General features: G+C 40.7%; 13 protein-coding genes. 1 reads left to right on the forward strand and 12 read right to left on the reverse strand.

Features of this window, described 5'->3' with window-relative positions; genetic code table 11:
- Nucleotides 1–104: 104 nt before the first annotated feature.
- From AAAY30_RS10390 to AAAY30_RS10445, 12 genes are all read right to left on the reverse strand, one after another.
- Nucleotides 105–521: a hypothetical protein gene (locus AAAY30_RS10390; protein WP_022233995.1), complete on the reverse strand. Its 417-nt coding sequence runs from the start codon at nucleotides 519–521 to the stop codon at nucleotides 105–107.
- Between the two features lie 79 nt (nucleotides 522–600).
- On the reverse strand, nucleotides 601–1,458 hold the full coding sequence (locus AAAY30_RS10395; RefSeq protein WP_022233996.1) for an NAD(P)H-hydrate epimerase: 858 nt from the start codon (nucleotides 1,456–1,458) through the stop codon (nucleotides 601–603).
- 22 nt (nucleotides 1,459–1,480) lie between these two features.
- Complete coding sequence (locus AAAY30_RS10400) at nucleotides 1,481–2,176, reverse strand: hypothetical protein (RefSeq protein WP_412122341.1); 696 nt, start codon at nucleotides 2,174–2,176, stop codon at nucleotides 1,481–1,483.
- 12 nt (nucleotides 2,177–2,188) lie between these two features.
- Nucleotides 2,189–3,157 (reverse strand): biotin--[acetyl-CoA-carboxylase] ligase, encoded by a 969-nt coding sequence (locus AAAY30_RS10405; RefSeq protein WP_499215758.1) that lies wholly within the window; start codon nucleotides 3,155–3,157, stop codon nucleotides 2,189–2,191.
- A gap of 36 nt (nucleotides 3,158–3,193) precedes the next feature.
- Entirely contained in the window at nucleotides 3,194–4,384 is a 1,191-nt protein-coding gene (gene coaBC, locus AAAY30_RS10410) for a bifunctional phosphopantothenoylcysteine decarboxylase/phosphopantothenate--cysteine ligase CoaBC (RefSeq protein WP_022233999.1), read from the reverse strand.
- A 1-nt stretch (nucleotide 4,385) separates the two neighbouring features.
- Nucleotides 4,386–4,781 (reverse strand): aspartate 1-decarboxylase, encoded by a 396-nt coding sequence (panD, locus tag AAAY30_RS10415; RefSeq protein WP_022234000.1) that lies wholly within the window; start codon nucleotides 4,779–4,781, stop codon nucleotides 4,386–4,388.
- Between the two features lie 26 nt (nucleotides 4,782–4,807).
- A complete protein-coding gene (gene panC / locus AAAY30_RS10420) occupies nucleotides 4,808–5,665 on the reverse strand; it encodes a pantoate--beta-alanine ligase (protein WP_207735309.1) in 858 nt (285 codons plus the stop codon).
- Nucleotides 5,662–6,501, reverse strand: a complete 840-nt coding sequence (gene panB, locus AAAY30_RS10425; RefSeq protein ID WP_022234002.1) for a 3-methyl-2-oxobutanoate hydroxymethyltransferase — start codon at nucleotides 6,499–6,501, stop codon at nucleotides 5,662–5,664. The genes panC and panB overlap by 4 nt, the downstream gene beginning before the upstream one ends.
- Nucleotides 6,502–7,077: 576 nt before the next feature.
- Complete coding sequence (locus AAAY30_RS10430; RefSeq protein WP_186935532.1) at nucleotides 7,078–7,359, reverse strand: hypothetical protein; 282 nt, start codon at nucleotides 7,357–7,359, stop codon at nucleotides 7,078–7,080.
- Between the two features lie 52 nt (nucleotides 7,360–7,411).
- Nucleotides 7,412–7,561 (reverse strand): hypothetical protein, encoded by a 150-nt coding sequence (locus AAAY30_RS10435; RefSeq protein ID WP_022234004.1) that lies wholly within the window; start codon nucleotides 7,559–7,561, stop codon nucleotides 7,412–7,414.
- Between the two features lie 152 nt (nucleotides 7,562–7,713).
- A complete protein-coding gene (gene rpsT / locus AAAY30_RS10440; protein ID WP_022234005.1) occupies nucleotides 7,714–7,974 on the reverse strand; it encodes a 30S ribosomal protein S20 in 261 nt (86 codons plus the stop codon).
- Between the two features lie 172 nt (nucleotides 7,975–8,146).
- Nucleotides 8,147–8,755, reverse strand: coding sequence for a TetR-like C-terminal domain-containing protein (locus tag AAAY30_RS10445; protein WP_022234006.1), 609 nt, complete (start codon nucleotides 8,753–8,755; stop codon nucleotides 8,147–8,149).
- A gap of 197 nt (nucleotides 8,756–8,952) precedes the next feature.
- Here AAAY30_RS10445 and AAAY30_RS10450 point away from each other — a divergent pair, with 197 nt between their 5' ends.
- The gene (locus AAAY30_RS10450; protein WP_499215757.1) at nucleotides 8,953–11,670 is read left to right on the forward strand and encodes a YhgE/Pip family protein; all 2,718 of its coding nucleotides are present in this window, start codon (nucleotides 8,953–8,955) and stop codon (nucleotides 11,668–11,670) included.
- Nucleotides 11,671–11,880: the final 210 nt, after the last annotated feature.

The following is an 11,880-nucleotide window of genomic DNA, read 5'->3' on the forward strand; positions in this document are numbered from 1 at the left end:
ATATGTTTTTGCAATCTGACGATAGCCAAACCATAAATTACCCCAACTTTTGGCAAAAGCAGTACAAACAAAAAAGCCGCTCTGAACAAGCGGCTTTTTATCGGTTATATTTTCTTATCAAATTCACTTCCGCATTTAGGGCAGTGAACTCTGTGTTTACCTTTTACATTTCGTACTCTAAGCTGTGCCTTGCAGATAGGGCACTTTAAGTAACGGTATTCTTTGCGGTCACGGATTTTTTTATAAGTCAGCTTAAACCAACCTGTAACGGCATTGTAAACAGGCATAAAAGCTCGGTTTTCCGCACTTCTTTTGGAGATATTGCGTGAAAGCGAACGAAACACGGTAATAACAATTATCGCAATTTCAAAGGCGTCAATAATCAGCGTCGGTATCGGTGCAAACACAAAGATATTTACAAACCATAGCACAAGAAACAGCACAAAAAGGCAGTTGTTAAGCTTATCTGTACCGTATCTGCCCTGCATAAAAACTGCAAATTTCTGCATTAAATTTCGCATAACATCAATCCCTTTCAAAAGCTATTTTATCATACGCTTTTATGTTTTGCAATATACAAAAGCCAAAATAAAGGCATTATTAATTTCTTATATAATCGGCGCAGAAATACACATATTTTACATCTGCAATAACCGCCGAATGTTCTGTCTTTACAACAATTGTTTTCTTGTTCTTAACGCTCATCTCTGCTACGATTTCGGTAATGTTGCAGGTTTCGGGAGAATAATTAAACTTCTCCATAAATTCTTCGGTTGTATATACCTCCGAATTATATCCCTCAAAAAGTTCCAGATTATCGTAATCTATCAGCTTGTACTCGTCAAGCAAAAGTTCAATGCCGATGTCGGCATTTGTAAGCGAATCAATATAATACGGTGCGTCATTCAGGAAAAGTCCCGTCTTAAGACTGCCGATAGACACTGTGATGTCTGAATTTACCGCAAGTTCGCCGTAACCTGTGTCGCCGTTAATGCCGCTGTTAATGTCGGCGCTTACAACATACGCAGGAGTCATATTTATTTGGGTGATTGCCTGTGCAATTTCACCCTCAACCTTGCCCGAAAATCCTGTACCGAGCAGGCAATCCACAACAATGTCGTATCCCTCAAAATTGCCTGCCTCATAAAGTGATATTTCATTAACGCCCAGTGATTTTGCAAGTTGATAATAATAAAGTCCGTCTTTTGAAAAGCCTTCAACAGCTCTCACAATTGTACAAGCCATCGAATGTCTTGCAAGAATACACGCAAGCGCATAACCGTCGCCGCCGTTGTTGCCCTTGCCGCATACAACGCAGGTTTTTCCCGCAAACTTTACTTTATCAAAAATGCCCTGTGCCGCTCTCATCATAAGCTCTGCCGAAGGGGTACGCTCCGCAATTGTGCGGGCGTCACTTTCTCTCATATTTTTAACAGATACTACTTTTTCAAAATCCATAGTAATTTCCTTTCGATAAGCGTTATTTACAAATTGCGTCGTATGCCGCCGTAACCGCATCGTCACTTATTGTGCAATGCAATGAATACAAATCGACAGCCGAGAAAATCTCGTCGTACAATTCAAGAATTTTGCTCATTCTGTCTTGTTTTTTGGAAATTAAAGTTGCCTCAAGCAGTTTCGGAAAAACTTTTCCCGCACTTACCTTTTCGGCATAATTTACTCTGTCACGCTCAAGCAGGAACACCGCTCCGAGCGGTGCAGAAATATTTGCTCCGATATTTGACTTGCCCATCCACGGAGTTCCGTAAACATAAAAAACTCCGCCTTTTTTTCTGATTATCGGTTTGTCATCGTTAATCATCTGCACCCTGCCGCCAAAATGCCTTTGCCAAAGTGCAGTGTGTGTGGATTTTCCCGTTCCGCTCGGTGCAGAAAAGATATATGCTTTGCCGTCGAACATTAAAGCCGAACTGTGAAAGAAAAGTCCGTCATAGTTGTCAAGAATTTCTCTGCAAACCAAGGTATTGATTATACAGCTTTCGCTAAGGTAATCAATTCCGCCGCCGGCAACCAATCTGTCAATCTCGTTTTGCTCTGCCTCAACACAAAAGTCAGCCGTCTTTTCATCTGTGATATAAGCTGCAAGCTGTTTGCTTGTTTTTTCATATTTTGGGTTTATCTCAATATTAAGGTCGGCTATTTTGTATATCGGCATCTCTTCCTCCAATTAATAGATTCCCTGCACTGTAACTTCGCCCGAATTTACTGTGTGCAGAGTACCGTCCTCAAGTTTTACGACCAACTCGCCGTTATTGTCAATTTTTTCAGCTACTCCGTTCAGCTGCTGTGAATTTCTGAAAAAACTGACATTTCTGCCGATAGTTGCACAGAGCGAAGTGTATTCTTTAAGAGCCTTTTCGGTAAGTCGTAAATCATTAGTCAAAAGTTCTCTTTCAAGATATTCGATAACAACCGCCAAAAACTCGTTGCGGTCGATATGCTTGCCTGTTTCAAGGAATATTGATGTAGCTTTGTGCGCAATTTCCTGCGGAAACTGCGTATGCTCAACATTTATGCCTATACCCGTAATTGTGTATTCAACCGCAGAAAATTCAGCACTTAGTTCGGTAAGTATGCCCACAAGTTTTTTATGTCCGGTGATAATATCGTTAGGCCACTTGATTTTGCAGTCAATGCCTGTATAATCCCTTATTGCCTTGCACACCGCAAGACCTGCAAGCGGTGTGATACCTGTAATTTCATTGGGCGCAAGGTCGGGACGAAACAGAAAAGAAAATGCAATTCCGTCATCTTTCTTTGTCTGCCATACTCTGCCAAGTCTGCCCTTGCCTTTTGTCTGTTCTCTTGCCGCAACCAAAGTTCCGCTTTCGCAGCCCTCTGCACCGAGAGTTTTTAAATAATCGTTTGTAGATGTTACCGAATCCAGAACAATAAGATTTTTACCGATAAGATTTGTATTCAGATGTGATTTTACCGCATATGTGTTGAGATGTTCCGGATACGCAACCAGCTTGTAGCCTTTGCGTGTAATCGAGTCAAAAACATATCCCTGTGATTTGAGAGTGTTTATGGCTTTCCATACGGCCTGACGGGAAACTCCGAGCTGTGTCGAAAGCTCTTGTCCGGAAATATAATCTTCTGTTTGAGAGAGAAGTTCAACTATTTTCTCGTGCATAAAAATCATCCAATCTGAAAATCTTATTTTAAATTATTATTTATTAATTTCTGCGATTCTGTCAAGGATTTTGTCCGCAACCTCTGTTTTGGACATTATACCAAGTTCTGTTATATTCGTTTTGTCTATAACGGTAACAACATTCGTGTCACCCTGAAAGCCTGCACCTTCAACCTTTAAGTTGTTGCAAACTATCATATCAAGGTTTTTATTTTCAAGTTTTTTTCTTGAATTTTCGGTCATATTTTTGGTTTCCATCGAAAATCCGCAAATAAACCTATTCTTTTTATTTTTTCCGAGCTCTTTTAATATGTCTTTTGTCGGTTCAAGCTCTATGCTGTCCATTCCGTCTGCTTTTTTCAGCTTATCGTCTGCAATCCGCTTTGGTCTGAAATCAGCTACCGCCGCTGCCTTTATAACAATATCGGTATTTTCAAATTCCGCAGTGACCGCATTGTACATATCTTCTGCAGTGGTTATATATATCATTTTTACAAAAGGAACAGGCGGTAAATTCACCTTGCCCGACACAAGAGTAACCTCCGCACCTCTAAGCATGGCCTGTCTTGCAACGGCATAACCCATTTTGCCCGAAGAATGATTGGTAATATAGCGAACGGGGTCGATACTCTCTTGAGTAGGGCCTGCGGTAACAAGCACCCTTTTTCCTTTGAAATCCTGTTTATCCGACAAAGCTCTTTCAAGATAGTCGAGCAACACCTGCTCATCGGGCATTTTGCCCTTACCGATTGTACCGCAGGCAAGTCTGCCCTCGGCAGGCGGAACTATAATATATCCGAATCGTTCAAGTTTTGCAAGATTGTCTTGAACAATTGGATTTTCGTACATATTTGTATTCATGGCAGGCGAAATAATAACAGGGCACTTGCATGCCATAACAGTGGTAGTAAGCATATCGTCTGCAATTCCGTTTGCTATTTTGCCGATAACATTTGCGGATGCAGGCGCAATTATAAATGCGTCAGCACTTACAGCAAGAGAAATATGCGCAACATTATACTGAACATTTCTGTCAAAAGTATCAATAATGCATTTGTGCTTTGTAAGCTCCTCAAAGGTTAGAGGATTAATAAAATTTGTTGCATTTTCAGTCATAAGCACATTGACATTACAACCTTTTTTAACAAGTGCGCTTGCAACATTTGCCGATTTGTAAGCGGCAATACTGCTTGTCACACCAAGAATTATGTTCTTGCCTTTAAACATTTCAGTCCTCCATATCCTTTAAAAGACCGTGTTTTTCGTATGATGTAATTCTTGTAATGCGGTTGTCGTCGTCGACAAACACAACCTTTGGCTTATGCTCTAAAGCCTTTGTATTGTCAATTTGAGCATAGCTCATAATAATTACCTTGTCGCCCTTTTGCACACATCTTGCCGCTGCGCCGTTAAGACAGATAACACCCGAGCCTTCCTCACCTGCAATAACATAGGTTTCAAAACGCTGACCGTTGTTTACATCGGCAATCTGTACTTTTTCGTACTCCATTATGCCCGACGCTTTCATTAATGCCTCATCAATGGTGATTGAGCCTACATAATCAAGCTCTGCCTGAGTAACAGTTGCACGGTGAATTTTACTTTTAAGCATTGTAACTGTCATAACTCTCTCCCTTTCTGAAAACACGCTTACAGTGTGTCGATGTCAACAATAAAGTTGTCAATAAGTCTTGTCTTGCCGATATAAACGGCAATTGCGGTAAGCACATAACCGCTGTATGTTTCAATCGGTGTAATGCTCAATGCATCAACTGCGCTTACATAATCAATCTTTGCAAGCGGTTCTGCCGAAATGCACTTTTTCATAGCATCAATTACGGTTTGAGCGTTACGCTCGCCGTCCTCAACCATCTTTTTGCCGAGTGCAATACTCTTGCTAAGCACAAGTGCCGCCTGTCTTTCTTCGGCTGAAAGATAAGTGTTTCTTGAACTTTTTGCAAGTCCGTCTGCCTCACGAACTATCGGGCAGCCCTTGATTTCAATGTCAAAATTCAAATCTGCTACCATTCTCTTAATAATAGCAAGCTGTTGAGCGTCTTTCTCGCCAAAATACGCTCTGTCAGGAGCAACAATATTAAAGAGTTTGCTTACAACTGTGCAAACACCGCCGAAATGAGTCGGTCTTGTTTTGCCGCAAAGTTCTTTTGTAAGATTATTCATTACAACATTTGTAGAAAAGCCGTTCGGATACATTTCCTCGGGTGTCGGATTAAAAATAAGGCTTGCGCCTGCATTTGTGCAAAGCTCGGTATCCTTTTCAATATCTCTCGGGTAGCTTTCCAAATCCTCGTTCGGAGCAAACTGAATAGGGTTTACAAAAATGCTTACAACTACTCTGTCATTTTCTTTTACTGCTCTGTCAATAAGGCTCTTGTGACCCTCATGAAGATATCCCATTGTCGGCACAAGACCTACTGTAAGTCCCTGCTTTTTCCATTCTTTAACCTGCTGTCTTACTTCTGCAACAGAACCTGTACGCTTAATCATTTTTCTTCCTCCATAACCTTTTCCATCACATCTTCATCTATCTTAAAGCAATGCTCTTCACTTGGGAAAGCACCTGACTTGGTTTCGTTTATATAATCGGTAAATGCCTGTCGCATAAATGTACCGGCATCTGCATATTTCTTAACAAATTTCGGTGTATAGTCGCTGAACATTCCGAGCATATCCTGATATACAAGCACCTGACCGTCACAGCCTGCGCCTGCACCGATACCGATAGTCGGAATATCAAGAATACTTGTAACATATTCCGCAAGTTTTGCGGGAACGCACTCAAGCACAACCGCAAAAGCGCCTGCCTCTTGTACGGCAAGAGCGTCTTTTACAAGTTTTTTAGCGGAAAGCTCGTCCTTGCACTGAACTTTAAATCCGCCGAAAGCATTTACAGACTGCGGAGTAAGTCCGAGATGTGCCATAACAGGAATACCTGCCTGTGTAATAGCTTTGATTGCCTCGCAAACACTTTCGCCGCCCTCAAGTTTTACTGCGCCTGCGTTAGCCTCTTTCATAAGTCTGCCCGCATTTACAAGTGCGTCATAAACAGAGGTCTGGTATGACATAAACGGCATATCCACAACTACCATTGCCTCTTTTGCGCCTCTTGCAACCGCCGCACCGTGGTGAATCATATCTTCCATAGTAACGGCAACCGTGCTGTCATATCCTAAAATTACATTACCCAGTGAATCGCCGACCAAAATAGCATCTACACCGGACTCATCCATAAGCTTTGCAGTTGAATAATCGTAGGCGGTAAGCATTGTAAGCTTTTCTCCCGACTGCTTAGCTTTGGCAAATGTTGTTACAGTTTTTTTCATTGGTAATTCTCCTTAAAAGTATTTGAACATACCGCTAAAAAGAAATAAAAGGATTTACAAAAACTAAGTAAATCCCGTACCGCTTTCCGTATAGTCCTGTTCCGAGCGGATACAGGCGAACGGATAATAGTAAAAATATAAAGTGGTACAGTTTCAAAGCGAATACTATCCATCATTTATAGTACCACATATGGCGAAAAATTGCAATATTATTATCATTTTGCAAGCAACGGTGTGTAACAAAATTTTTCGGTGAACAGCTTTAAAAAATTTGTTATAATGTCAAATGTAAAGAAACGGTGGCGGCTGTTTCAGCTCCCTTGCGAAAGGGGGTGTTATATTTTATGGTCGAGAGTATTACATACTTAATTGCATTTGCTATTGCTTTGACAGCAGTAAATGAAATCATAAAGAACATAAGAAAGAAATAACCGCCCTGTAGTCGCAATACAGAGCGGTTAGTCATAAAAATTAACCCATGTCAGCGAAACAGCTAAAGCCGTTTCTTTACATCTTTATTATACAGCACTTATAAGTTAAAATCAATAACAAAAGCAGGGCACAATCCCTGCTTTTTTATTTGCACCATTCGAGAGTAAGGAAAAATTGCTCATAGGTATCGTCCCAACCGTCAATTCCGTTTACTCCGCCGCCGTTCACGCTTCTTAACTTTGAATCGTTCATATCCTGACCGCAGGCAAACAGTTCGCCTATCTTTATATCATAGCCAAGACTTTGACAAAGCGAGCAAAATTCGGATACGGGATCTTCCGCATTTTTTGTGGCAATTAATTTTTCTTTCAACTCTTTATTGCCCTTAGCTTCTTTTAAAAGTCTGTCAAGCTCGTGTTGTATCACAAAATCACTCCGTAACAAACAAGGTCACCCAAGCGGATGACCTTTAAGAATTTTATTCAATAGAGCTGTCGAGGTACTCCATAAGCTCTTCATCGTCTTTCTTCTGCTTATCTTTAACAATGAAGAAAGCTGTAAGCGCAGCAGAAGCTACGGCAACCGCCGAAATAATGCTGATTATGAGCCAAAAATGTTTCTTTTTCATATGTTATTCCTCCCGATTATGTTAAATTAACGGCAATATTATATGCGTATTATCTAAATATATTCTACCATTTTTCAAAAAAATGTCAACATAAAAACAAAAAAAGCAGAGAAAAATCTCTGCTTTTAAGGTTGCAATTCAAAATCTTTAACTTATGCAGATGCATTAAGTCTTTTTGCAAGAGATGACTTGCTTCTTGCAGCTGTATTCTTATGCATAATACCCTTAGCTGCTGCCTGGTCGATTTTCTTCATAGCAAGACTAACTGCCTCTGTTTTGTTGGCAGCATTAGTGTCAACAGCGTAGTAAGCCTTTTTGATAACTGTCTTTAAAGCTGACTTTACAGCCTTGTTCTGAGCTGTCTTAGTAGCGATAACCTTTACACGCTTTTTTGCAGATTTAATGTTTGGCATTGTCCCACCTCCTTAAAGTATCAGTCATATGTCAATTATAATAGCATATAACTTCAAAAAATGCAAGAGATTTAAGAAAAAAACTCTGATTTTCTTTCTTTTTACGCAAAATTTTCCTGTGTATATAAATTTTCGCAGTCGATTTTACTATACATTATATAATACGCAAAAATCAAAGCTTTATTTTTGAATAATCCGACACCCGAAAGTTATTGTCAAAGCTCTTTAAAGTGCCCACAACCATATCCGTGGTAATCTTTGCCATATGCGCAGGCTCAAGAGCGTTTTCATCGGTAAGCCAATGCTTGAAAAGTCCCATACCGCCGGAAATGCAAAAATCAAAAACATATCTTACATCATACAAATTTTTAACCATACCGCTTTCAAATATTTTCTTTATCCTTTCCGACACAAAGGTTTCGACCTGACGGATAAAAGAAATGTCACCGTTTTCGCTTACAAGAGCAACGCAGATTTCACGGTTGTCATTCAAAATATTATAAATGTGCTCAAAGAATCTGCACATCTCTTCTTCACTGTTTGTCGGCGGATACAAATCTATTGCATTCTTAAATTCCTCCAAAAGCTCGCTTTCAAGTTCAGCCACCATACTGTATATATCGGTATAGTGCAGATAGAAAGTCGAACGATTAATATCAACCTCTTCAACCAGCTCTTTTACCGTGATTTCCTTTATGCTTTTTTTCTTTGTAAGTACCGCAAGTCCGTGCCTCAACGCCGCCTTTGTTTTTCTTACACGCCTGTCTGTTCGTACTGCCATAATTTATTCACCAATCCTCAACATTATTACATCAAATGTCTATTATTAAACATAAGCGTTAATTTTAATGCTTGAATGTTTCTTTTATAGATATTATAATATATATCGCAAAGAAAATCAACACCTTATCTATTAAAATATATAATATAGTTTAATAACAACGGAGTTGATTAGTGCAAAGAAAGGAGAATACTGTTATGGTAAAGCAGGAATGGAAAAGCCTGTGGCGTAACAAGATACTGATGATTGTATTAGTATTCATCATTGCAATCCCTGCAATTTACACCACGCTTTTCCTCGGTTCAATGTGGGACCCATACGGCAAACTCGATGAATTGCCTGTCGCAGTGGTAAACCTTGACGAACCGGTCGAGTATGAGGGCGAAACCCTTAATGTAGGTCAAAAACTTGTTGACAAGCTCAAGGATGACGGCTCGCTGTGTTTTAACTTTACAGACGCAGACCAAGCCGAGCGTGGACTTAAAAACGGTACTTACTATATGGTAATCACCGTTCCAAAGAATTTCTCTGAAAACGCTACCACTCTTATGGACACAGTTCCAAAGAAGATGGAACTTGACTACAAGACAAATCCGGGTACAAATTATATAGCAATGAAAATGAGCGAAACCGCTCTTGAAAAAATCAAGACATCGGTCGCTCAGGAGGTCACAAAGACCTATGCCGAAACAATCTTTGATAAGATTTCCGAGGCGGGTGACGGTATGAAAGACGCCGCAGACGGTGCAGGCGAAATTTATGACGGCACAGAAAAACTCGCTGACGGCAACAAAACTATTTCAGATAATTTAAAAACTTTGTCGGAAGGTACACTTACTTTTAAAGACGGCACAAGCGAATTAAAGGTTGGACTTTCATCTTACCTTGACGGTGTAAATCAGCTTTCAGACGGTTCAACCACACTTGCAAACGGTGCTACATCTTTACTTACAGGTGCTTTAAAACTTAATGAAGGTGCAAATTCACTTTCCGACGGTACAAAAACTCTCACATCAGGTACAGCCACTCTTGAGAGCGGCGCAAAAACACTTGAAAGCGGTTTAAAAACCTATACAGACGGTGTAAAACAGGCTAATGACGGTGCGGCTGCACTTAACGCAAACAGTTCGGCACTTACAGCCGGCGCACAGCAGCTTACCGCAGGCAACGAACAGCTTTCATCGGGCAGTTCACAGCTTCTTGCAGGTTTAAACCTGATGAGCAGTACCGTAAAAAACGGTTTGCCGAGCGAGGATAAAATCACCGAATTAAGCGGCGGACTTGATACTTATTCGGCAGCTATCGGCAAGATGAACGATGAATTGCAGAACACTTCACTTCCGAGCGAGGAAGAGCTTGCAGCTCTCAATGCTGTTAAAACCGATCTTACAAACAGCCTTACAAATGCAGGCGACAATGCAAAATCACTTTATGTGCTTGCAGCTCAGTTGCAGGCAAGCGGTGATTTACAGACAGCCGCTCAGGTAAAGGAAATTGCAGACAGCCTTGCGGCAAATGTTACATCTGCCGCAAATGACGCAACAGCAATCGGCGCAGTATTTGAGCAGGTTACTCCTTCACTTTCAAAGGTAACCGAGCTTAAGAACGGCGTTGCAGAGCTTAACGAAAACAAAGAGTTGGTTCTCGGCGGCGCTAAGACAGCCGTAAACGGAATGTACAGCGGTCTTGCAAATGTAAGCTACGCACTTGATACTCAGATTATTCCGGGTATGTCAACTCTTGACGGAGGTATTTCACAGGTATCTGACGGTGCTAAGTCGCTATCAAGCGGTCTTACATCATACACAAGCGGTGTTGCACAGGTAGGTAGCGGACTTACACAGCTTAACGATAATTCGGCTCAATTAAATTCAGGTGCAAGTCGGCTTTCAAGCGGTGCAAGTCAGCTTTCAAGCGGTGCTAAATCACTTGACAGCGGTGCGGACGAATTAAAGAGCGGTACTAAGACTCTTGCAGACGGTACTAAAACTCTTGACAATGGTACAAAAACACTTACAAACGGTTTTGCTACACTTACAGCAAACAATTCAAAACTTACAAGCGGTGCTAATCAGCTTGCCGACGGTGCAGTAACACTTAACGACGGCGCAGGTCAGCTTTATGACGGTTCGATTACACTCGGCAACGGACTTTCAGACCTTAAGGACGGTGCAAACACCTTAAAGACAGGTCTTGAAGACGGACAAAAGACAATAGACGAAAACAAGGGCGACGATGCAGTATATGAAATGATTTCAAGCCCTGTAAAATCAAACGAAACTAAGATTTCAAATGTAGAAAATAACGGTCACGCAATGGCGGCTTATATGATGTGCGTTGGCTTGTGGGTACTTTGCATAGCATTCTGTATTATGTATCCTCTCACCGAGCACCATGGCACAATCAAGTCAGGCTTCTCTTGGTGGCTAAGCAAAGCAGGCATTGCTTATCTCGTAGCACTTGTTGCCGCTTATGCAATGATAGGTTCACTCCAGTTGTTCTTACACTTTGAACCTACCGAGCTTTTAAACACATTCCTCGTAGCAGGAATTACCGCAATCGCATTTATGTCAATTCTTTACTTCTTCAATGTATGGCTTGGTAAGGTAGGCAGTTTCTTAATGCTTATCTTCATGGTTGTACAGCTTGCAGGTTCTGCAGGTACTTACCCAATCGAAATTTCAGGCGACTTCGTTGCTACAATTCACAAGTGGTTGCCATTCAGCTATGCTGTTGACGCATTCAGAGGTACAATTTCAGGTAACGGCAATATCCTTGAAGTAACAATCGTTCTTCTCTCAATTGCAATTATCTTTACACTCCTCACAATTATGATGTTCAACATCAGAGCAAAGATGATTAAGAATAACAAGAAAGGTCTTTACGACTTTATCGAAAAATGCGGTTTAGCTTAATGCAAAGCTCAAATAAATAAACAGCAAAATCCGACTTCATTATGAGGTCGGATTTTTGCTGTTTAACAGAGAATTATTTTTTACGATTTTTATTCAAAGTGTAAGAAAATTATGGTTTAGCGGAGTGTCGGTCGGGGATTGAAATTTAGCTAACGCTAAATTATCCTCCCAAAAACAAAAAAGTTTACTCAATTTTTTCAAAAATTGCGG

It is taken from the genome of Ruminococcoides bili, assembly GCF_040093295.1.
GTDB classification, from domain to species: domain Bacteria; phylum Bacillota; class Clostridia; order Oscillospirales; family Acutalibacteraceae; genus Ruminococcoides; species Ruminococcoides intestinale_A.